This window comes from Bacillus sp. LM 4-2, from assembly GCF_000978495.1.
GTDB classification, from domain to species: Bacteria; Bacillota; Bacilli; order Bacillales; family Bacillaceae; genus Bacillus; species Bacillus subtilis.
Window position 1 is genome coordinate 3,961,362 of the sequence record NZ_CP011101.1, and the last position, 21,684, is coordinate 3,983,045.

Sequence of the window (21,684 nt, forward strand, 5' to 3'; positions counted from 1 at the left end):
TTTCTGTACCTTAAGGGTAGGAAAAAATGAAGCGCGGTAACATCGATTTAGGTGTCAGGCCGGCATGAAAACCTTACAATCTTGTCATCTTTATGGTTTCATCACCTTTAAATCTAATGCTTCGATATTCTGCAAAATGCGATCAAAGCGCAAAGCCTGAGGCTCACATGGGAAGATGTGGCCTTCATACGGGTCGCCTAACGTCCGGAAAAACGGTTCAAATAAACCAGGAACCAATACGCCCACCATCTTTGTATAGTGAGAATCAAGGCGATAGGAGTGAACGGTATTTGCAGGGACATGCAGGAAATCTCCCGGATTCAGCTGAATTTCCTGGCCATCTGTCCACATCGTCATCTGGCCTTCAAGGCAATAAAATGTTTCTGTATGATATTCATGGTAGTGATCAACGATTCGGTCACCTTTAGGGCCTTCAGATGATACGACGATAAACTGGCCATCTGTATTTTTTTGTGCAGCCACAATGCGGTGAAGCTGATCTCCAGTCAACAGACGATCTCCTTCTCCAGATTCAAGAACGTATGGAACCGCTCCATCTGGCAGCTCTGTAAGTTCCGCTAATTTGGCCGAACATGCAGGCTTTGCTTCATCTAGAAATACAATGTCCGCTACAGCGGCTGCTTCTGCAAATCGCTCGTTTGAGACTTCTTTGATTGCGTACGGCGGATGTTCAGCGTGATCATACGGATTCCCAATAACGGAATACAAGTGCGCTACGTTTCCTTTCATCGTGTAAGATACCAGTCTTGTTCTGTGGCTCTGCATCCGGTAGCTGTGCGGTGTTCCCGCCGGAATGTTCGCATAATCACCTGATATTAATAAATAGCGTTCACCGTCAAGTGTCAGTTCCAGTTTCCCGTCCAAAACGAGAATTCCTTCATGTGTGTCCTTGTGGACGTGAAGCGGAAAGGCATCTCCTTTTCCCCCGGAAAGAAGCACGATCTCAAACAAATCACCTGTGCTCCTCCCATTCGCCATCACCGTGGCAACCTGTCTGCCGAACAGATAGCGCTCGCCTTCTCCGCTCCGGAGCAAATAAGGCATTTTTTCTTTAGGCAATGAATGTGTACATAATGTTTTCATATTATCATTTCCTCCAATTTAGACCAGTCTATATATTATCATTCATTTGTCTAGACCGTTCTATATAATTGTAGGAGAAAGGATAACAAAATGCTACCCTTTTTTTCTCACCAGCACTGGTATTTGTTCGGCAATGAGAAGAAGAGGCGTTTTGTCTTTATTCGTTAACGAAAGCATGATGCCGCCCTCAATCATCGAATTAATCAGCGTTCCAAGCTGATTTGCTTCTTCATCTGCAAATCCGTTTTCCATTAATTTTCTGGCAAAAACCGCTTCCCAGCTTTTAAACACCTTCATGCAAACCGTCCGCAGCGGTTCACTGATTAACGCTGTCTCACTCGCCAGCAAACCGACTGGAATACCTTTAATGCTTTCTGTGTTATCAAATTGGCTGGCTGTTTTTTTGATAAAAAGCTGAATCGCTTCAACAGGATCAGAGGATTCATCCATGCTTTGCTGTATCAGATGTTCAACGATCTTACCTGTATATGTAACCGCTTCAATTGCTAATTCTTCTTTGCCATTCGGAAAAAAGTGATAAAGCGATCCTTTTGGAGCACCGCTTTCTTTTACAATCTGGTTCAAACCTGTCGCGTGATATCCTTGCAGCTGGAACAGACGTGACGCCGTGTGAAGGATTTTTTCACGTGAATCTCCTCTGCTAGTCATTAAAACATTCCCTCCTAGGTATGGTAGAGCGACTTATATAATATAAAAAAGAACCCTGTGATTGTCAAAAGGGGTAAGACCCTTCCGGATGGGGTAATGTACAAAAACAGCGTCTAGGAGGGATCTCTCAATGACAATCGATCATTCAGTCACGAATACAGAGCAGCTTGAACAACAGAACCCCGGCATGAAAACGAAGATCAAACTGAAAAAACTCAAGGATCAGGTGATCGTCATTACCGGCGCTTCAAGCGGAATCGGACTTGTCACGGCGAGAATGGCAGCTGAAAAAGGCGCAAAGGTCGTGGCAGCAGCGCGAAATGAAGAGGCGCTGAAGGAGCTCACTGATGAACTTAAGGAAAAAGGGCACGACGCCATATGGGTAAAGGCGGATGTCGGAAAAGAAGAGGACGTCAACCGCATCGCAGAAACCGCGATCAGCACATTCGGCCGCTTTGACACATGGGTCAACAATGCGGCCGTCTCGACTTTCGGACATGCCATGGACGTCACCGTTGAAGACATGAAGCGCATGTTCGACACAAATTTCTGGGGACCTGTTTACGGAACAAGAGCTGCTGTCAAACACTACACTGGCAGAGGTGTGCCGGGCGCACTCATTAATGTAGGAAGCCTGTTCGGAGACAGGGGAACGGTCATTCAATCCACATATGCATCTGCCAAATTTGCGCTTCACGGCTGGACGGAAAGCATCCGAATGGAGCTTGAAAAGGAACAGGCGCCCGTCTCGGTAACGCTCATCCACCCGGGCAGAATTGACACACCATATAACGAGCATGCGCACAGCTACCTCGACAAACAGCCGGCTCATTACCGCTCCATGATCTATCCGCCGGAAGCGGTCGCCGAAGCGATCCTGTTTGCCGCCGAACACCCTAAGCGCGACATGTACATCGGCTCACAGGCCAAAGCCATCGCCATGCTGGGCGCGCTTTTTCCTCGTCTGACCGACAGACTGATGGAAAAAATCATGTATCACAGCCAGCATGCCGAAAGACCGTCCAATCCGAGAGAAGAAAGCGCTCTTTATGATGCTGGCTGCGGTATGCATGACAGAGGCACAAATAAAGGATGGATGAGGTCAAGAAGCTACTACACAAAAGCGACGAAGCGCCCAATTGTATCGGCGGCTGTTGTTGCCGGACTAGTGGCTTGGGCTGCCGCCAAACGATGCAGATAATCTCTGACCATAAGAAAAACCCATGCTGTTCCAGCGAACCATGGGTTTTTCAGCTGTTAATCGATAAAAGCCTTGTTCATACGCTGCAGCAGCTCGCCAAACATCTCTTTTTCCTGTGTTGACCATTCTTTCAGCATCTGTTCATAACGTTCAAGGCGCTTTTGCTGATCGGCTTTTAATAGTTGTTTGCCGAGTTTTGTAATGGTAAACAGGCTGACTCTCCCATCAGATGGGTCTGAGAAACGATAGATAAGCTCCTTTGCCTCTAATGCAGCTGCTTGTCTTGAAAGAGTAGAAATATCAAGCTTAAACGATTCTGCCAATTCCTTAACACGAGCAGGCCCAAACTCATCCAATTGTCTCAGTAATAAGTACGAAGATCTCTCCAAATTCCCTGTTCTTTTCTCTGATTGATCCAGATAAACAGCTCTCCTGATAAAAGTCGTCAGCTCATATTCAATTAATTCAACTGGATTTTGATTTTGCAATCGCTCTCGCTCCCTATTCCAATCTCCGGCATTGACAACATCATATATACTTGTATAATACAAATGTACATTAACTGAATAAATACAAGTCGTTATATGACTAAATCAATCATTATACTTGTATAGTACAATCATATAAAAAGAAAGTAAAGCGATTCCTCAGAACCATCCTAGAAGCAAGCACCAGAAAGGAGGAAGCTGTTCTGATTGGAGAGCAGCACTTGATGTGAAAGTCATACGAATTATCTTGCAAGTGTTGATATTATATGTATTTTTTATGATCGGGGAAGCCATTCAGCATCTGTTTCATTTACCCGTGTCAGGAAGCATCGTTGGATTGGTATTGCTTCTGATCTGCTTGGGCCTCCGTATTGTTCCCGTCTCCATCATTGAAGACGGAGCAGGGTTTTTATTATCCTTCCTTCCATTGTTGTTCATCCCGGCAATGACAGGAGTGATAAACTATCCGTCTCTCATTTCATTCAATGGCCTGATGCTGCTGATTACAGTCGTTCTGAGCACCATCGTCACGATCATTGCGGCTGGATTCGCCAGCCAGCTATTAGAGAAAAAAGCAAAAAAACGGGAGGAGAAAGAGAAATGCAGCAAGCATGTATCGCGATCATTATAATTCTTTTAACAGTTGCCGCTTATTTAGCGATGGTCAAACTCTATAAGCGATTCCCGCTTCCATTTCTGATCCCCGTTCTGACAACGACCATTTTGATTGTAGCGGTTTTGATGATGTTCCATGTTTCCTATGAAGGCTATATGATCGGGGGGAAATGGATCAATTCTTTGCTTGGGCCGGCTGTCGTGGCACTGGCCTATCCGCTTTATAAACAATGGCATATTATTGTCAAACATTGTGTTCCAATTCTAGGCGGCGTCCTGGTCGGATTATGCATGGGAATGATCAGCGGGCTGATCTTCGCAGAAGCATTCGGGATTGATCATGATCTCTTATTATCCATTCTGCCAAAGTCGATCACAACCCCTGTCGCTATTCAGATCGCCGCCGGTCTTGGCGGCGTCCCTTCCATGACAGTCGTATTTGTCATGATTGCGGGCTTTTCAGGCGTCATCCTCGGGCCGCTTTTCCTAAAATGGCTTCGCATACGCAGCTCCCTTGGACAAGGCATTGCATTAGGCAGCGCCTCCCATGCACTGGGCACCTCCAAAGCATTGGAATATGGGGAATTGGCCGTATCCATGAGTTCCGTCTCCATGACGCTTTGTGCGGTGCTCGGCTCATTCTTCGGCCCGCTCGTCGTCTGGCTGTTTCATATTTAACAAAGAAAGACTGCCCCGGGGGAGGGCAGTCTTTTTCGTTTAAGAAGCAAAAAAATCAATCAGCGGCTGAAAGTCCTTAGATAAATCAACGTCATTCGGTTCTGCTTGAAGCAGGCGGTCAATCATACGCTCCAGCTCCTCAACATCATTCTTATCCGTATATTCAATGAAGTTTAAGCTTTCAAGCCAATCCCGATATGAATGTTTGGCTTTGCCATAGCTGTTTCCAAAGACAAGGCAAGGTGTTTTGGTGATAATCGAGAAAATCATCGCGTGAAGGCGGTCGGTAATCACCAATTTACTGGAGCCGATGCGGTCCAGCATCTCCATAAAATGCTTTTCACGATCAGCGTAATCGATGGTGTCTACCGTATCCAGCACCGTATCGGTACGCTCTGTGTAAGTTGTTTTTTCTGCCCATTGCTTCATCTGTGAAATAAAATCTTCGTCAGTCACTTTCTCCTTATCCGCTCTTAAAATAAAGAGAACGCCGTCCCGCTCGAGCTCTCGAGGCACAATATCCAAGGAAAGCACCATGTCCGGTGTAAAGATCACATTGGAGTTGAAGGTCTCTTTCACAACATCCAGTGTTTGCGTCTCACGCGCAGCAATCGTTAAATTTGTATTTTGATGGTACGCATCCTGTGTTTTTTTCTTTTCCTTCTGTCCTTCCTCTGTATCCTCAAAATAAACGGATTGTGGCAGAGAAATTGATTTGTAGTCTTTAAACGCCGAAAAGACCTTTCTTCTGTCTTCCTCAATATCGAGATAAAGGTTTCCTAAGTTCCCTCCGCCTGTAAAGCAGACAATATCGTCTTCACGAATGATCTCCTTCACCAGTTCAATGCCCTCATCCGTCGCATAATCCATAATCTCAATGTATTCATAATACGGAAAATGATTTTTAACAAATTTCTCTTCCGCATACGCAATCGCTTGGTCGCCAATATTTGTGTAACTAGGGGAACCAAACAAAAATACTTTTCGTTTATCATTTAACAGAGCTTCCGGCTCCACATTTGGCGCAATGCCTTTTACTAGTTTTTTGCCTTTGATTTCTTGTACAGTCATATCTGCGTCCTCCTTCTGGGATGAATTCCTCATTGTGTGTTAACTGTCTCTACCCAAAAAGAAGGATGGCTATGCATTGGCATGTGCATCGGCTATATCAGAAACATCGTTTTCGCCAATTTGATAGACGCTGCAATGTCCCGCGCCGTTCTTTCCATATATTCCGCGGCATGTTCAAACGCATCTTCTAGCGGCACGGCTCCGGGGACGATGCTGAAAAGCGCATCGATTCCGTGTTGATAGACGGCATCACTGTCACGTGATACTGATCCCGCAATACCGATGACAGGCACATCGTATGATTTAGCCGCCTTGGCTACGCCGATCGGCGTTTTTCCATGAACCGTTTGGCTGTCGATCCGTCCCTCGCCGGTAATCACAAGATCTGCATCCTGAACGATACTTTCAAAATCAACCGCTTCAAGGACAATATCAATGCCTCTTTTCAGGTCAGCCTGAAGATAAGTCAGCAGGCTCCATCCAAGACCGCCCGCTGCACCGGCACCCTCTGTATCTCGGAAGGTTGATCCGAGCTCTTTTTCTGCCATATCAGCGAAATGGCTTACGTTCTGTTCTAGTACATCCAGCATGTCGGCCGTCGCGCCTTTTTGCGGTCCGAAAACAGCCGTAGCACCCTTTGGTCCTGTTAACGGATTGTCCACGTCACAGGCAACTTCCAGTTTGACATTCCGCAATCTGGAATCAAGCCCGCTCACATCTATTGATGCAAGCTGAGATAACGCGCCGCCCCCCGGGCCAATCTCGCTGCCTGAGTTATCAAGAAGCCTTCCGCCCAATGCCTGAATCATCCCGGCTCCCCCGTCGTTCGTGGCGCTTCCGCCGATTCCGATGATCAAACGCTCCGCTCCTGCATCAAGAGCTGCCCCGATTAATTCTCCCGTTCCCCTTGTTGTAGTGATGAGCGGATTTTGCTTATCTACAGGCACCAGATGCAGCCCTGAAGCAGCAGCCATTTCAATCACAGCTGTTCTCCCATCTCCCATCATGCCAAAGAAAGCTCTCACCGGTTCCCCCAGCGGCCCTGTGACAACTTGCTCTATGATCCTTCCGTTGGTCGCATCGACCAGAGATTGAACGGTTCCCTCGCCGCCATCCGCCACCGGCAATTTTCTGTAATCAGCACCCGGAAAGACCGACTTGAAACCTCTTTCTATCGCGTCTGCGGCCTCCAGAGCTGATAAGCTTTCCTTAAAAGAATCAGGTGCAATGATGATTTTCATCCAAATCGCCTCTTTCAAAACATGATTCACTTATGCTAGTTATCTCCAATGTACCATATTCCATTTAGAAATAAATACCATAATGATTGGGAAAAATTTTATTAAAAATTAGAAATGAAAGTGTTTGCATAAAAGAAATATTCACGTTATCATACTTGTATACAAGTATACTTCTTGAGTGAGGAAGGTGAGTGTATGCTAGACTCCAAAGACCTGTTGTATCCCGCAAAATGGCTCTCAAAAGCGTCAACCGGAGTTCGTGTCGCATACGAGCTGAGAATGCGGATCGTTTCAGGCCTGATTGAAAGCGGTACCATTTTATCAGAAAATACAATCGCCGCCGAGTTTTCAGTAAGCCGTTCGCCGGTTCGCGAAGCGCTAAAAATTCTCGCATCCGAAAAAATCATCCGCTTAGAACGAATGGGAGCGGTCGTAATTGGTTTAACTGAGAAGAAAATCGCGGAAATTTATGATGTGCGGTTACTATTAGAAACATTTGTCTTTGAACGGCTTGTCAAAATAGACATTGAGCCTTTAGTTAAGGATCTCAGCAAAATTCTTGAAATGATGAAAGTCTCAATCAAATATGAGGACGCTGACGAATTTTCATTTCAAGATGTGCTGTTCCATGAAACCATTATCCGAGCGATTGATCATTCATACATTCAGATGATCTGGAACAATCTAAAACCCGTCATGGAAAGCTTTATTCTTTTATCGATGCGGGTACGGTTAAAGGAAAAGTATGAAGACTTCACAAGGATTTTAGATAACCACGAGCTTTATATTCAAGCCATCAAAACAAAGGATAGGGCGCTGATGATTCAGTCTCTTCACCAAAACTTTGATGATGTGCAGGATAAGGTAGAAGACCTATGGCTCTCACAACAAATGCTGGCAAAAGGAGCTGAATACAGCAATGACTAGTTATATGTTAGGAATCGATATCGGCACGACAAGCACAAAAGCTGTGCTGTTCAGTGAAAACGGGGATGTGGTACAGAAAGAAAGCATCGGCTACCCCCTCTATACACCGGACATCTCAACAGCTGAACAAAACCCGGAAGAGATATTTCAGGCAGTCATCCATACAACAGCGAGAATTACAAAACAGCATCCCGAAAAACAGATCTCTTTCATTTCGTTCAGCAGCGCCATGCACAGCGTCATTGCAATCGACGAAAATGACAAGCCGCTGACGCCATGCATCACATGGGCCGACAACCGAAGTGAAGGCTGGGCGCATAAGATCAAAGAGGAATTGAACGGACATGACGTGTACAAACGTACGGGAACACCGATTCATCCGATGGCACCGTTAAGTAAAATTGCCTGGATCACGAATGAAAGGAAAGAAATCGCTTCCAAGGCAAAAAAATATATCGGCATCAAAGAATACATTTTTAAACAGCTGTTCAATGAGTATGTCATCGATTACTCATTGGCATCAGCGACAGGCATGATGAACCTGAAAAGCTTGGCTTGGGACGAAGAGGCACTGCGCATCGCAGGCATCACGCCGGATCACTTATCCAAACTCGTGCCGACAACCGAGATCTTTCAGCACTGCAGCCCGGAAATAGCGATCCAAATGGGAATCGATCCGGAAACGCCTTTTGTCATCGGGGCCAGCGACGGCGTGCTGTCCAACCTCGGCGTCAACGCCATTAAAAAGGGAGAAATCGCCGTCACCATCGGTACAAGCGGTGCCATCCGGACGATTATTGACAAGCCGCAAACCGATGAAAAAGGGAGAATTTTTTGCTATGCCTTGACGGACAAGCATTGGGTTATTGGGGGACCTGTGAACAATGGGGGCATCGTCCTTCGCTGGATCAGAGACGAGTTTGCCTCCTCCGAAATCGAAACAGCGACACGGCTGGGCATTGATCCATATGACGTGCTGACGAAAATTGCCCAACGCGTCAGACCCGGTTCTGACGGTCTGCTGTTCCACCCATATCTCGCCGGAGAACGCGCTCCGTTGTGGAATCCGGATGTACGCGGCTCATTTTTCGGCCTGACCATGTCGCATAAGAAAGAGCATATGATACGCGCGGCATTGGAAGGCGTCATTTACAACCTGTACACGGTGTTCTTGGCGTTAACTGAATGCATGGATGGCCCGGTAACCCGCATCCAAGCGACAGGGGGTTTTGCAAGGTCAGAGGTTTGGCGCCAAATGATGTCTGATATCTTCGAATCAGAGGTTGTCGTTCCAGAAAGCTACGAAAGCTCATGTCTCGGCGCCTGCATTTTAGGCCTGTATGCAACAGGAAAAATTGACTCTTTCGACGCCGTGTCCGACATGATCGGCAGCACATACAGACATACGCCGATTGAAGACTCAGCCAAGGAATACAGAACATTAATGCCGATTTTCATCAATCTATCAAGATTATTAGAAAATCAATATACACAAATTGCAGATTATCAGAGGGGCTTAATCACACACAAATAGTACATGACATGAAGGGGAGGGCATTACCATGCCGTTAATCATCGTTGCACTTGGGATCTTAGCATTACTATTTCTGATTATGGGCTTAAAATTAAACACATTTATTTCCCTGCTGGTCGTATCGTTCGGCGTGGCACTGGCACTCGGGATGCCGTTCGATAAAGTTGTCAGCTCCATCGAAGCAGGAATAGGGGGAACTCTTGGCCACATCGCGCTCATCTTTGGACTCGGTGCGATGCTGGGCAAGCTGATCGCGGATTCAGGAGGCGCACAGCGCATTGCGATGACGCTCGTCAACAAATTCGGTGAGAAAAATATTCAATGGGCCGTTGTCATTGCCTCATTTATTATTGGGATTGCGTTATTTTTTGAAGTAGGACTGGTTCTATTAATTCCGATTGTCTTTGCGATTTCAAGAGAATTGAAGATTTCTATTTTATTTCTCGGAATCCCGATGGTCGCGGCACTATCCGTCACACACGGTTTCCTGCCGCCGCACCCGGGACCTACGGCGATCGCCGGTGAGTATGGCGCAAACATTGGAGAAGTGCTGCTGTACGGCTTTATCGTTGCTGTTCCGACAGTGCTCATTGCAGGGCCGTTATTTACAAAGTTCGCGAAAAAAATCGTTCCTGCATCATTTGCGAAAAACGGCAATATTGCATCACTCGGCACACAAAAAACATTTAACCTTGAAGAAACACCCGGCTTTGGAATCAGTGTCTTTACTGCAATGCTCCCGATTATCATCATGTCGGTCGCGACCATTATCGACCTGCTTCAAGAAACAATCGGGTTTGAAGATAACGGAGTTTTAGCTTTTATCAGATTGATTGGAAACGCATCGACTGCTATGATTATTTCGTTATTGGTCGCAGTCTATACAATGGGCATCAAGCGCAATATTCCAGTCAAAACCGTGATGGATTCTTGTTCAACTGCCATTTCACAAATCGGCATGATGCTTTTGATCATCGGAGGAGGCGGCGCCTTCAAACAAGTGCTGATCAACGGCGGTGTCGGCGATTACGTAGCAGACTTATTCAAAGGAACGGCATTATCGCCAATCATTCTGGCATGGCTCATCGCAGCGATCCTGCGCATTTCTCTAGGATCAGCGACTGTTGCCGCACTAAGCACAACAGGTCTGGTCATTCCGTTATTGGGCCATTCTGATGTTAACCTGGCGTTAGTCGTACTCGCAACAGGAGCCGGAAGTGTCATCGCTTCACACGTCAATGACGCCGGCTTCTGGATGTTCAAGGAATACTTCGGATTAAGCATGAAAGAAACATTTGCCACATGGACATTGCTGGAAACCATTATTTCCGTTGCTGGACTGGGATTCATTTTATTGTTAAGTTTAGTTGTATGAAATTAAGAAGGAGCTGTAACACATGTTCAATACGATTGGTGTCATAGGCTTAGGCGTAATGGGAAGCAACATCGCCTTAAACATGGCAAATAAAGGCGAAAACGTCGCTGTCTATAATTACACCAGAGATTTAACGGACCAGCTTATCCAAAAGCTGGATGGACAATCTCTCAGCCCGTATTACGAGCTTGAGGACTTTGTTCAATCGTTAGAAAAACCAAGAAAAATCTTTTTGATGGTCACAGCGGGAAAACCCGTAGATTCCGTCATCCAATCATTAAAGCCTTTGCTTGAAGAAGGCGACGTCATCATGGACGGAGGAAACTCCCACTATGAAGACACAGAAAGAAGATATGACGAGCTGAAGGAAAAAGGGATCGGCTACCTGGGAGTCGGCATTTCCGGCGGTGAAATCGGCGCATTAACAGGACCTTCCATCATGCCGGGCGGAGATCGCGACGTCTATGAGAAAGCCGCTCCTATCCTGACGAAAATCGCAGCTCAAGTCGGAGATGCCCCTTGTTGTGTCTATATCGGACCAAAAGGGGCAGGGCACTTTACAAAAATGGTGCACAACGGCATTGAATATGCAGACATGCAGCTGATTGCAGAAGCGTATACGTTTCTAAGAGAAACGCTTCGTCTGCCGCTAGATGAAATTGCATCTATTTTTGAAACATGGAATCAAGGTGAGCTGAAAAGCTATTTAATAGAGATTACAGCTGAGATTTTACGCAAAAAAGACGAAAAAACAGGACAGCCTCTGATCGATGTCATCCTTGATAAAACCGGACAAAAAGGCACTGGAAAATGGACGAGCATGCAGGCGATTGATAACGGCATCCCGTCCACGATCATCACAGAGTCCTTGTTCGCCCGCTACTTGTCATCCTTAAAAGAAGAACGGATGGCAGCTCAAGACGTATTAGCAGGCCCGGAATCCGAAGAAAAACACTTGGATAAAGACACCTGGATTGAATACGTCAGACAGGCTCTTTACATGGGGAAAGTATGCGCCTATGCACAAGGCTTTGCCCAATATAAGATGTCATCTGAGCTTTACGGCTGGAATCTGCCGCTCAAAGACATTGCCTTGATTTTCCGAGGCGGCTGCATCATCCGCGCTGATTTCCTAAACGTGATCAGCGAAGCATTCAGTGAGCAGCCAAATCTGGCAAACCTGATGATCGCGCCTTATTTCACAGATAAGCTCCACGACTATCAAACAGGCCTGCGAAAAGTCGTTTGCGAGGGTATCAGCACCGGAATCTCTTTCCCATGCTTAACTACCGCGCTCTCTTATTACGACGGCTACCGCACAGGGCGTTCCAATGCGAACCTCTTGCAGGCGCAGCGCGATTACTTTGGCGCTCATACGTACGAACGGACTGATATGGACGGCGTCTTCCATACGAATTGGTCTGAATAACCTGTCATCAAAAACACGGTCAGTTTTCAACTGAACCGTGTTTTTTTCTTCTATCCCAAACAACAGAAGACATAAGTTATGTTTTAAATATCATAAACAGTGATACAATAATAGCTAGAAACAATCCCCAAGATCATCATGTGACAGCAGCTTGCTGTTCCGTTCTATTCTGCTTTTGGCCATTGTCCTTTGCCCTTGACCATGGTGTCATAAAATGTTCAAATGCCAAAACGGCCTGTCATTCTGATTTACAAAAGTCCCTGAAAACCTTGTCTAATTGAGAATCAGCCTCTCATTTGTTATAAAAGAAATGCATAAATCCTACCTGTCACACCTTTAGTAAGATGAAAAAAAGTAGGTTATGGCTTGACAAAAAATATATATTAATTAATAATTCATATATAATTAGAATTATTATTGAAAGCGATTATGCTTTCTAATACATTTTTAGGAGGAATATACATTATGTCTTTAATCGGTAAAGAAGTACTTCCATTCGAAGCAAAAGCATTCAAAAACGGTGAATTCATCGATGTAACAAACGAAGATTTGAAAGGCCAATGGAGCGTATTCTGCTTCTACCCAGCAGATTTCTCTTTCGTATGCCCAACTGAGCTTGAAGATCTTCAAGAACAATATGCTGCTCTTAAAGAATTAGGTGTTGAAGTATACTCTGTTTCTACAGATACTCACTTCGTACACAAAGGCTGGCATGACAGCTCTGAAAAAATCAGCAAAATCACTTACGCAATGATCGGTGACCCATCTCAAACGATCTCTCGCAACTTCGATGTTCTTGACGAAGAAACTGGCCTTGCTGACCGCGGAACATTCATCATCGATCCAGACGGCGTTATCCAAACTGTTGAAATCAATGCAGGCGGTATCGGCCGTGACGCAAGCAACCTTGTAAACAAAGTAAAAGCAGCTCAATACGTTCGTCAAAACCCAGGTGAAGTTTGCCCGGCTAAATGGGAAGAAGGCGGCGAAACTCTTACACCTAGCCTTGATCTAGTAGGTAAAATCTAAGGAGTGCATTCAATTGGTACTTGATGCAAACATCAAAGCACAATTAAATCAATATATGCAGCTAATTGAGAATGACATTGTTCTCAAAGTTAGCGCAGGCGAAGATGACACTTCTAAGGACATGCTGGCTCTCGTTGATGAGCTGGCTTCCATGTCATCGAAAATTTCAGTTGAAAAAGCTGAATTAAACAGAACGCCAAGCTTCAGTGTCAATCGTGTCGGAGAAGACACTGGCGTGACTTTCGCCGGTATCCCTCTGGGCCACGAATTCACATCATTAGTGTTGGCGCTGCTCCAAGTGAGCGGCAGACCGCCTAAGGTGGACCAAAAAGTCATTGATCAGGTGAAGAAGATCAGCGGTGAATACCACTTCGAATCTTATATCAGCCTGACATGCCACAACTGTCCTGATGTTGTACAAGCTTTAAACATGATGAGCGTGCTGAACCCGAACATTACGCACACGATGATTGACGGTGCAGCATACAAAGCAGAAGTTGAAAGCAAAAACATCATGGCAGTGCCGACCGTTTACCTGAATGGCGAATCCTTCGGAAGCGGCCGTATGACGCTTGAAGAAATCCTTGCGAAAATGGGCAGCGGCGCAGATGCATCTGAGTTTGCTGACAAAGAGCCGTTTGACGTTCTTGTTGTCGGAGGCGGACCTGCTGGTGCAAGTGCAGCGATCTACACTGCACGTAAAGGCATCCGCACTGGGGTTGTCGCTGAACGCTTCGGCGGACAGGTTCTCGACACCATGAGCATCGAAAACTTCATCAGCGTCAAAGCGACGGAAGGACCGAAGCTTGCGGCAAGTCTTGAAGAGCATGTGAAGGAATATGATATTGATGTCATGAACCTTCAGCGTGCGAAACGCCTTGAGAAGAAAGATCTGTTCGAACTTGAACTCGAAAACGGCGCTGTTCTGAAAAGTAAAACAGTGATCCTTTCAACAGGTGCACGCTGGCGCAATGTCAACGTACCAGGTGAACAAGAGTTCAAAAACAAAGGTGTCGCATACTGCCCGCACTGTGATGGGCCATTGTTTGAAGGCAAAGACGTAGCGGTAATCGGCGGCGGAAACTCTGGTATTGAAGCAGCGATTGACCTTGCAGGTATTGTCAATCATGTTACTGTGCTAGAGTTCGCACCGGAACTGAAAGCAGACGAAGTCCTGCAAAAACGTCTCTACAGCCTGCCTAACGTTACTGTCGTGAAAAACGCACAAACAAAAGAAATCACAGGCGATCAGAGCGTTAACGGCATCACATACGTAGACCGCGAAACAGGCGAAGAAAAACACGTTGAACTTCAAGGTGTATTCGTCCAAATCGGTCTCGTGCCAAACACAGAATGGTTAGAAGGAACGGTTGAACGCAACCGCATGGGCGAAATTATTGTCGACAAACACGGCGCAACAAGCGTACCAGGCTTATTTGCTGCCGGCGACTGCACAGACAGTGCGTACAACCAAATTATTATTTCTATGGGATCAGGTGCAACTGCCGCCCTCGGCGCGTTTGATTACCTAATCCGTAACTAATATAAGAAATCCGCTATATTGCCAGATTGGCAGGATAGCGGATTTTTCTTTTTCTACAGAAAAAAACCGAACCAGGCACTACGGTAAAAGTGCTCGATTCGAGCGCTTCTTATAGTTCCTCACCATTCGTTTGAATGACATTTTTATACCACTCAAAGGAGTCTTTCTTATATCGTTTCATGGATCCGTTTCCTTCATTGTCACGATCAACATAGATCATGCCGTAGCGTTTTTTCATTTCGCCAGTTGTGAAGGAGACAATATCAATAATGCCCCACGGCGTGTAGCCAATTAAATCAACACCATCGTACGTGACCGCTTTTTTCAATGCTTCAATATGCGATTTTAAATATTGAATGCGTTCCGGATCATGAACCTTGCCGTCCTCCTCCAGCGTATCCACTGCGCCAAAGCCATTTTCAACGATGAATAACGGGATTTGGTATCGGTCATAAAAACGATTTAACGTATATCTCAACCCGGTTGGATCAATCGCCCATCCCCAGTCACTCGAAGTGATGTACGGATTTTCGACACCATTCGGCAAGCCGCCATTTACAATATCGCCAGTGTTATCATTTTTCACATCGCTTTTCACAGTTGTTGACATGTAATAGCTGAAGCCTAAGTAATCGACGGTTCCGTTTCTTAAAATCTCATCATCGCCGTCTTCGAATGTGATGTTGTAGCCTTCGCGTTCAAATTCCTTCAACGCGTAGCTTGGATAATAACCGCGAACCTGCACATCAGGGAAGAAATAGCGCTGCCTCATTTCTTCTTCAGCCAGCATCACATCTTTAGGATTGGAGGAGAAAGGATAAATCGGCACGTGTGATACCATAGCTCCGATCTGGAACTCTGGATTGATGTCTTTTCCTTTTGCCACTGCTAATGCGCTCGCCACTAATTCGTGGTGCGCCGTTTGATACATGACTTCCTTGGCGTTTTCGTTTTCGCCAACTACAACACCTGAATTCGTCCATAGGAACAGCGGATTGTTCACATCCATTTGGTTGTTGATCTCGTTAAATGTCATCCAGTACTTCACTTTCTCTTTGTAACGGGTAAAGCAAGCCTCTGCAAAGTTGACGAAGAAGTCCACGACTTTCCGGTTTCTGAAGCCGCCATATTCTCTTGCCAGGTGCAGCGGCATTTCAAAGTGAGACAGGGTAATGACCGGCTCGATCCCATGCTTCAGCAATTCATCAAACACATCATCATAAAACTGCAAACCCGCTTCGTTCGGTTCAGCCTCATCGCCTTTCGGAAAAATGCGGCTCCAGCCGATGGACGTCCGCAGGCATTTTAATCCCATTTCCGCAAACAAAGCGATATCTTCCTTGTATCTGTGATAGAAATCAATGGCTTCATGGTTTGGATAAAATTCGTTTTCTTCAATCGTGTCCGTGATTTTTCTCGGCACGCCGTGCGCACCCGCTGTCATCACATCGACGACACTCGGCCCTTTACCGCCTTGATTCCATCCGCCTTCAAATTGGTGGGCAGCTAAAGCACCGCCCCATAAAAAATCCTTTGGCATGTTTCCCATGTTTAATTCCTCCTCAGCTTACGACTGTAAATATTTTTTGATGTAATGCACTTTCCTCAATCTCTTCAATGAAAGCTTTATCAAACTCAACAAGCACTTCGCCTTTTTTGACGGTATCGCCTTCTTTTACCTTCAAGGAAAAAGGAGTGCCGCCTAATGTCACCGTATCCAGCCCGATGTGCGCAAGCAATTCGACGCCGGACGCTGAACGCAGCTTTGTAGGCGCCACCATGACAACCGTAATGACGCCGGGATGGTGGCATCAATTTCACGATATCCTTCGCTTTAGGGGTAGACCGCTTCAGCACCAATCGAAGTCTGGTAGCGCAGCGAGAAGCCCCAATCACATTCTCTCCCCCGCCTACGGCCTCTAAAATGTCTTTTGCTAGTCTCGTATAATCTCTCACTTTCCCCGACATTTTCACCCACCCCTTCGTTTTGGTTACGCTTTCATTATAATTGTACCGGTATAATTTATCAATGCCGAAACAAAATATTTACGCACTAACTATAATTGTAAGCGGTTTATGCTATAATTTTGGCAGTGAAACTAAACGAATAAATGAGGAATGCGTATGTTAAAATACCAGCAAATTGCAGCGGAAATTGAAACATATATAGAAGAACACCAGCTTCAGCGGGGAGACAAACTGCCAGTCCTAGAAACCCTCATGGCCCAGTTTGAAGTCAGCAAAAGCACCATCACAAAGTCCCTAGAGCTACTAGAGCAAAAAGGCGCGATCTTTCAGGTCAGAGGAAGCGGAATTTTCGTCAGAAAACATAAACGAAAAGGCTATATCAGCCTTCTGTCGAATCAGGGATTTAAAAAAGACCTCGAGGATTTCAACGTCACCTCAAAAGTCATCGAACTGGACGTGAGAAAGCCAACACCGGAAGCGGCGGAAAATCTGAACATCGAAATAAACGAAGACATCTACTATGTCAAAAGGGTCCGCTACATCAACGGCCAGACCCTTTGCTACGAAGAATCCTATTACAACAAATCCATCGTGACGTATTTAAACAACGAAATCGTTTCCCACTCCATCTTCCATTACATCCGGGAAGGACTGGGGTTGAAGATTGGTTTTTCTGATTTGTTTCTGCACGTGGGCCAGCTTAATGAGGAAGAAGCGGAATATTTGGGATTAGAGGCTGGACTGCCGAAGCTGTATATAGAAAGTATTTTTCACCTGACAAATGGGCAGCCGTTTGATTACTCGAAGATTTCGTATAATTATAAGCAGTCGCAGTTTGTGGTGCAGGCTAATAGTTTTTTATTGTGAAATTCGGTATCTAATAGGATTTCTTTTAATAATTCTCCACCAAATATTATGTTCAAAAAAAGCTACTTCACTGTGAAGTAGCTTCCTTTATTAAATGCCCATTTTGATCCATCTAGTTTTAGAAAAGCGAAGGATAATCGCATTTATGATAATAATTGAAACTAAATACAAAATAATAAATAAAACATCATTACTCCCAAGTGTCATGTTATCAGATTGCAGCACTCTTTCTATTCGGGGATACATAGTGTTACCTGCCTCAAAAGGAGCAATGAAACCAAACGTTTTATTGCTTATAGCTACTAAGATAACAGAAGTCATCCAATAAACGATACTGACACCTATACTAATTAATATATTAGGACATAACATGCTTATAGTTCCGATAATTAGAATATACTGCAGTATAACTGCAGAAAATAAAAAAAGTAATAATGCAAAATGCGAAAAATCATGGTACATCAACGATATGATTAGCAGGCCTAGCGTTATAAATGCAAAACATTCCAAAAATAAAACAGCTATCTTTTTATAAAAGAAAGTATAGATGTTCTCTCCAATTAACTTGTAAAAGAGAATATTTTTGTTTGAATACTCTCTATTAATAAAGAAAGCTATAACAAATGAAAATAACATCAAACCAAACTGGGTCGCAACAGTATAGGAGCTAAAGAAAAACATTTCAGGTGTAACATTGCTGACTTTATCAATTCCAACAAGTAAAAAATAACCCAGCAAAAATAAAAATACAAACATTGCTCCTAAAATAATGATAACTTTGTTGCTAATACTCTTTTTAAACTCTAATTTCATCTCAAGCCCCCACTGTTTTATTACTCATTTATATACACTTCAATTAATTTATCCACTGAATGATATTGTTGAATTTCTTGGTGATTAAATATATAATAATCCCCTTCTATCGCCTTTAAATCAGACAAATCATGTGTAATGTTGATGATAATCTTCTCGGGGTTCTCCTGAATATACTTGTTTAAGAAGCCATGAATCTCTATAACCGTTTTTTTGTCTAATGAATTCGTTATTTCATCTAAAACAATAATATTTTTATCCTCTAATAAGAAACTGAGCAATTTTAATTTTTGCTTTTGTCCATCACTCAAATTTTTGATCAGAACTTTTCCATCAATATTATCCAGATTAAGTAAATGTGCGATTTTATCTATCATTTCTGCATCAAATTTTTTACTCAAAAAGTGTAATAAAAAGTCCTTAGAAACATCATTAGGTATATTCGAAGAGCTGGATATTAAAGAAACATTTTGACGAATATCTCTGCCGATTCTTTTGCTATTATTTAACAAAAAGTCTTTAGCAAGCTGTGATTTACCGACTCCATTTTTTCCGACAACGTGATTAATTTTCCCGCTCGAAAAATGCAAGTCGGTGTCCTGAAGTAACGTTTTGCCTTTCACTTTTAAAGTGTAATTCGCTATATTCATATACATACTCCTAGGAAATATTTGTATTTTCGAGGTACCTCTTTCGTTTCCGGTTTGGAACTGTAAGAAATGTTTTTCGATGATTAATCTGGATATCTTTTACTCTAGTTTACAATATATAACACTCAATGTACAACAACGGCAGTTTCCTCAAGGCAATTCCTTACAAGATAACCGACAACAAGCTAAATAAATGGATCGTCAATACCATATCAATGCATATTGATAACAACAATAAGGAGGATACTGAACCTTTTAGCCTAAGCCCTTGACTAAATAACCTCCTCCGTAGATTCTGCTGAAAGGTTTTTCAGCTCTAGCTGCCTTAATCTTTCACTCGTTTCAATTGTCTATAAAAGCAGTTATGCGGTACTATCATATAAAGGTCCAATGTTTAAAAATAATGTCATACTTTTAAATTCACCTTATCATGCACATGCTCATAAATAGGGGTTTATTCTAAAAAGGGGATGGACGATTTTGGAAAGCAAGTACCTAGATCTACTCGCACAAAAATACGATTGTGAAGAAAAAGTGGTAACAGAAATCATTAATTTGAAAGCGATATTGAACCTGCCAAAAGGCACCGAGCATTTTGTCAGTGATTTGCACGGGGAGTATCAGGCATTCCAGCACGTGCTGCGCAATGGTTCAGGACGAGTCAAAGAGAAGATACGCGACATCTTCAGCGGTGTCATTTACGATAGAGAAATCGATGAATTAGCAGCACTGGTCTATTATCCGGAAGACAAACTGAAGTTAATCAAACATGACTTTGATGCGAAAGCAGCATTAAACGAGTGGTATAAAGAAACGATTAACCGAATGATTAAGCTCGTTTCATATTGCTCCTCCAAGTATACCCGCTCCAAACTGCGCAAAGCACTGCCTACTCAGTTTGCTTATATTACGGAGGAGCTGCTATACAAAACAGAACAAGCAGGCAACAAGGAGCAATATTACTCCGAAATCATTGATCAGATCATTGAGCTTGGCCAAGCCGATAAGCTGATCACCGGCCTTGCTTACAGCGTTCAGCGGCTGGTGGTCGACCATCTGCATGTGGTCGGCGATATTTACGACCGCGGCCCGCAGCCGGATAGGATTATGGAAGAACTGATCAACTATCATTCTGTCGATATTCAGTGGGGAAATCACGATGTCCTTTGGATCGGAGCCTATGCCGGGTCCAAAGTGTGCTTGGCCAATATTATCCGCATCTGTGCCCGCTACGATAACTTGGATATTATTGAAGACGTGTACGGCATCAACCTGAGACTGCTGCTGAACCTGGCCGAAAAATATTACGATGATAATCCAGCATTCCGTCCAAAAGCAGACGACAACAGGCCAGAGGATGAGATTAAGCAAATCACAAAAATCCATCAGGCGATTGCGATGATCCAATTCAAGCTTGAGAGCCCGATTATCAAGAGACGGCCGAACTTTAATATGGAAGAGCGGCTGTTATTAGAGAAAATAGATTATGACAAAAATGAAATCACGCTGAACGGTAAAACATATCAACTGGAAAACACCTGCTTTGCGACGATTAATCCGGAGCAGCCAGATCAGCTATTAGAAGAAGAAGCAGAAGTCATAGACAAGCTGCTATTCTCTGTCCAGCATTCCGAAAAGCTGGGCCGCCATATGAATTTTATGATGAAAAAAGGCAGCCTTTATTTAAAATATAACGGCAACCTGTTGATTCACGGCTGTATTCCTGTCGATGAAAACGGCAATATGGAAACGATGATGATTGAGGATAAACCGTATGCGGGCCGTGAGCTGCTCGATGTATTTGAACGATTCTTGCGGGAAGCCTTTGCCCACCCGGAAGAAACCGATGATCTGGCGACTGATATGGCCTGGTATTTATGGACAGGCGAGTACTCCTCTCTCTTTGGAAAACGCGCCATGACAACATTTGAGCGGTATTTCATTAAAGAGAAGGAAACGCATAAAGAAAAGAAAAACCCGTATTATTATTTACGAGAAGACGAGGCAACCTGCCGAAACATCCTGGCAGAATTCGGCCTCAATCCAGATCACGGCCATATCATCAACGGCCATACACCCGTAAAAGAAATCGAAGGAGAAGACCCAATCAAAGCAAACGGAAAAATGATCGTCATCGACGGCGGCTTCTCCAAAGCCTACCAATCCACAACAGGCATCGCCGGCTACACGCTGCTATACAACTCCTACGGCATGCAGCTCGTCGCCCATAAACACTTCAACTCCAAGGCAGAAGTCCTAAGCACCGGAACCGATGTCTTAACGGTGAAGCGATTAGTGGACAAAGAGCTCGAGCGGAAGAAAGTGAAGGAAACGAATGTGGGTGAGGAACTGCTGCAGGAAGTTGCTATTTTGGAGAGTTTGCGGGAGTATCGGTATATGAAGTGAGGGATAGGATTTCACGATGATGATATGCTCCAGTAAAGGTAGGCAGAAAAAATAAAAAAACTGTTTGGTCAGGGAC

The 21,684-nt window shown here is 44.4% G+C and carries 20 protein-coding genes and 1 pseudogene; 11 read left to right on the forward strand and 10 right to left on the reverse strand.

Annotated elements, in window-relative coordinates; translation table 11 throughout:
- Window positions 1-90: 90 nt before the first annotated feature.
- Together qdoI and yxaF are read right to left on the reverse strand one after the other, a co-directional pair.
- Window positions 91-1,104, reverse strand: coding sequence for a quercetin 2,3-dioxygenase (qdoI, locus tag bslm_RS19680; RefSeq protein WP_046161060.1), 1,014 nt, complete (start codon window positions 1,102-1,104; stop codon window positions 91-93).
- A 93-nt stretch (window positions 1,105-1,197) separates the two neighbouring features.
- Window positions 1,198-1,773 (reverse strand): transcriptional regulator YxaF, encoded by a 576-nt coding sequence (yxaF, locus tag bslm_RS19685; RefSeq protein WP_029318568.1) that lies wholly within the window; start codon window positions 1,771-1,773, stop codon window positions 1,198-1,200.
- Between the two features lie 130 nt (window positions 1,774-1,903).
- On the opposite strand from yxaF, the gene bslm_RS19690 reads away from it, so the two are divergent.
- The gene (locus bslm_RS19690; RefSeq protein WP_046381463.1) at window positions 1,904-2,974 is read left to right on the forward strand and encodes an SDR family oxidoreductase; all 1,071 of its coding nucleotides are present in this window, start codon (window positions 1,904-1,906) and stop codon (window positions 2,972-2,974) included.
- A gap of 56 nt (window positions 2,975-3,030) precedes the next feature.
- Here the strand turns inward: bslm_RS19690 and bslm_RS19695 are convergent, their stop codons facing one another.
- On the reverse strand, window positions 3,031-3,462 hold the full coding sequence (locus bslm_RS19695; RefSeq protein ID WP_003243994.1) for a MarR family winged helix-turn-helix transcriptional regulator: 432 nt from the start codon (window positions 3,460-3,462) through the stop codon (window positions 3,031-3,033).
- Between the two features lie 226 nt (window positions 3,463-3,688).
- Between bslm_RS19695 and bslm_RS19700 the strand changes: the two genes are divergently transcribed.
- Together bslm_RS19700 and bslm_RS19705 are read left to right on the forward strand one after the other, a co-directional pair.
- A complete protein-coding gene (locus tag bslm_RS19700; protein WP_009968420.1) occupies window positions 3,689-4,093 on the forward strand; it encodes a CidA/LrgA family holin-like protein in 405 nt (134 codons plus the stop codon).
- Window positions 4,063-4,755, forward strand: a complete 693-nt coding sequence (locus tag bslm_RS19705; protein ID WP_014478506.1) for an LrgB family protein — start codon at window positions 4,063-4,065, stop codon at window positions 4,753-4,755. The genes bslm_RS19700 and bslm_RS19705 overlap by 31 nt, the downstream gene beginning before the upstream one ends.
- Before the next feature lie 39 nt (window positions 4,756-4,794).
- Here bslm_RS19705 and bslm_RS19710 read toward each other — a convergent pair whose 3' ends face one another.
- Together bslm_RS19710 and bslm_RS19715 are read right to left on the reverse strand one after the other, a co-directional pair.
- The gene (locus bslm_RS19710; RefSeq protein WP_021481049.1) at window positions 4,795-5,826 is read right to left on the reverse strand and encodes a polysaccharide pyruvyl transferase family protein; all 1,032 of its coding nucleotides are present in this window, start codon (window positions 5,824-5,826) and stop codon (window positions 4,795-4,797) included.
- Window positions 5,827-5,918: 92 nt separating this feature from the next.
- Window positions 5,919-7,067: a glycerate kinase gene (locus tag bslm_RS19715; protein WP_046381464.1), complete on the reverse strand. Its 1,149-nt coding sequence runs from the start codon at window positions 7,065-7,067 to the stop codon at window positions 5,919-5,921.
- 195 nt (window positions 7,068-7,262) lie between these two features.
- On the opposite strand from bslm_RS19715, the gene gntR reads away from it, so the two are divergent.
- From gntR to ahpF, 6 genes are all read left to right on the forward strand, one after another.
- The gene (gntR, locus tag bslm_RS19720; protein WP_014478509.1) at window positions 7,263-7,994 is read left to right on the forward strand and encodes a gluconate operon transcriptional repressor GntR; all 732 of its coding nucleotides are present in this window, start codon (window positions 7,263-7,265) and stop codon (window positions 7,992-7,994) included.
- Window positions 7,987-9,528 carry a gluconokinase gene (gene gntK / locus bslm_RS19725; protein WP_019712611.1) on the forward strand — a complete coding sequence of 514 codons (1,542 nt, stop codon included), beginning with the start codon at window positions 7,987-7,989 and terminating at the stop codon, window positions 9,526-9,528. Before gntR ends, gntK begins: the two co-directional genes overlap by 8 nt.
- A gap of 28 nt (window positions 9,529-9,556) precedes the next feature.
- Window positions 9,557-10,903 carry a gluconate permease GntP gene (gene gntP / locus bslm_RS19730; RefSeq protein WP_019712612.1) on the forward strand — a complete coding sequence of 449 codons (1,347 nt, stop codon included), beginning with the start codon at window positions 9,557-9,559 and terminating at the stop codon, window positions 10,901-10,903.
- A gap of 22 nt (window positions 10,904-10,925) precedes the next feature.
- Entirely contained in the window at window positions 10,926-12,332 is a 1,407-nt protein-coding gene (gnd, locus tag bslm_RS19735) for a decarboxylating NADP(+)-dependent phosphogluconate dehydrogenase (RefSeq protein ID WP_019712613.1), read from the forward strand.
- A 465-nt stretch (window positions 12,333-12,797) separates the two neighbouring features.
- Window positions 12,798-13,361 (forward strand): alkyl hydroperoxide reductase subunit C, encoded by a 564-nt coding sequence (ahpC, locus tag bslm_RS19740; RefSeq protein ID WP_003243686.1) that lies wholly within the window; start codon window positions 12,798-12,800, stop codon window positions 13,359-13,361.
- 13 nt (window positions 13,362-13,374) lie between these two features.
- The gene (gene ahpF, locus bslm_RS19745; protein ID WP_003226996.1) at window positions 13,375-14,904 is read left to right on the forward strand and encodes an alkyl hydroperoxide reductase subunit F; all 1,530 of its coding nucleotides are present in this window, start codon (window positions 13,375-13,377) and stop codon (window positions 14,902-14,904) included.
- Window positions 14,905-15,013: 109 nt separating this feature from the next.
- On the opposite strand, the gene bglA is transcribed toward ahpF, so the two are convergent.
- The 3 genes and pseudogenes from bglA to bslm_RS21900 form a co-directional block, all read right to left on the reverse strand.
- Window positions 15,014-16,453, reverse strand: a complete 1,440-nt coding sequence (gene bglA, locus bslm_RS19750) for a 6-phospho-beta-glucosidase BglA (RefSeq protein WP_046381465.1) — start codon at window positions 16,451-16,453, stop codon at window positions 15,014-15,016.
- A gap of 13 nt (window positions 16,454-16,466) precedes the next feature.
- Window positions 16,467-16,682, reverse strand: coding sequence for a PTS glucose transporter subunit IIA (locus bslm_RS21895; RefSeq protein ID WP_394336118.1), 216 nt, complete (start codon window positions 16,680-16,682; stop codon window positions 16,467-16,469).
- 28 nt (window positions 16,683-16,710) lie between these two features.
- Window positions 16,711-16,872: pseudogene (locus bslm_RS21900) on the reverse strand (PTS transporter subunit EIIB); the annotation flags it as partial.
- A 156-nt stretch (window positions 16,873-17,028) separates the two neighbouring features.
- On the opposite strand from bslm_RS21900, the gene bslm_RS19760 reads away from it, so the two are divergent.
- On the forward strand, window positions 17,029-17,739 hold the full coding sequence (locus bslm_RS19760) for a GntR family transcriptional regulator (RefSeq protein ID WP_040081205.1): 711 nt from the start codon (window positions 17,029-17,031) through the stop codon (window positions 17,737-17,739).
- A gap of 90 nt (window positions 17,740-17,829) precedes the next feature.
- Here bslm_RS19760 and bslm_RS19765 read toward each other — a convergent pair whose 3' ends face one another.
- A complete protein-coding gene (locus tag bslm_RS19765) occupies window positions 17,830-18,552 on the reverse strand; it encodes a peptide ABC transporter permease (RefSeq protein WP_014478516.1) in 723 nt (240 codons plus the stop codon).
- Between the two features lie 20 nt (window positions 18,553-18,572).
- A complete protein-coding gene (locus tag bslm_RS19770; protein WP_014481448.1) occupies window positions 18,573-19,202 on the reverse strand; it encodes an ATP-binding cassette domain-containing protein in 630 nt (209 codons plus the stop codon).
- 480 nt (window positions 19,203-19,682) lie between these two features.
- Between bslm_RS19770 and fbp the strand changes: the two genes are divergently transcribed.
- Complete coding sequence (gene fbp / locus bslm_RS19775) at window positions 19,683-21,608, forward strand: fructose-1,6-bisphosphatase (protein ID WP_046381467.1); 1,926 nt, start codon at window positions 19,683-19,685, stop codon at window positions 21,606-21,608.
- Window positions 21,609-21,684: the final 76 nt, after the last annotated feature.

Bases quoted from the DNA above. Each gene is read 5' to 3' on its own strand.
- qdoI (WP_046161060.1), bottom strand. From the start codon at position 1,104: ATGAAAACATTATGTACACATTCATTGCCTAAAGAAAAAATGCCTTAT.
- yxaF (WP_029318568.1), bottom strand. From the start codon at position 1,773: ATGACTAGCAGAGGAGATTCACGTGAAAAAATCCTTCACACGGCGTCA.
- bslm_RS19690 (WP_046381463.1), top strand. From the start codon at position 1,904: ATGACAATCGATCATTCAGTCACGAATACAGAGCAGCTTGAACAACAG.
- bslm_RS19705 (WP_014478506.1), top strand. From the start codon at position 4,063: ATGCAGCAAGCATGTATCGCGATCATTATAATTCTTTTAACAGTTGCC.
- bslm_RS19710 (WP_021481049.1), bottom strand. From the start codon at position 5,826: ATGACTGTACAAGAAATCAAAGGCAAAAAACTAGTAAAAGGCATTGCG.
- bslm_RS19715 (WP_046381464.1), bottom strand. From the start codon at position 7,067: ATGAAAATCATCATTGCACCTGATTCTTTTAAGGAAAGCTTATCAGCT.
- gntR (WP_014478509.1), top strand. From the start codon at position 7,263: ATGCTAGACTCCAAAGACCTGTTGTATCCCGCAAAATGGCTCTCAAAA.
- gntK (WP_019712611.1), top strand. From the start codon at position 7,987: ATGACTAGTTATATGTTAGGAATCGATATCGGCACGACAAGCACAAAA.
- gntP (WP_019712612.1), top strand. From the start codon at position 9,557: ATGCCGTTAATCATCGTTGCACTTGGGATCTTAGCATTACTATTTCTG.
- gnd (WP_019712613.1), top strand. From the start codon at position 10,926: ATGTTCAATACGATTGGTGTCATAGGCTTAGGCGTAATGGGAAGCAAC.
- ahpC (WP_003243686.1), top strand. From the start codon at position 12,798: ATGTCTTTAATCGGTAAAGAAGTACTTCCATTCGAAGCAAAAGCATTC.
- bglA (WP_046381465.1), bottom strand. From the start codon at position 16,453: ATGGGAAACATGCCAAAGGATTTTTTATGGGGCGGTGCTTTAGCTGCC.
- bslm_RS19760 (WP_040081205.1), top strand. From the start codon at position 17,029: ATGTTAAAATACCAGCAAATTGCAGCGGAAATTGAAACATATATAGAA.
- bslm_RS19765 (WP_014478516.1), bottom strand. From the start codon at position 18,552: ATGAAATTAGAGTTTAAAAAGAGTATTAGCAACAAAGTTATCATTATT.
- bslm_RS19770 (WP_014481448.1), bottom strand. From the start codon at position 19,202: ATGAATATAGCGAATTACACTTTAAAAGTGAAAGGCAAAACGTTACTT.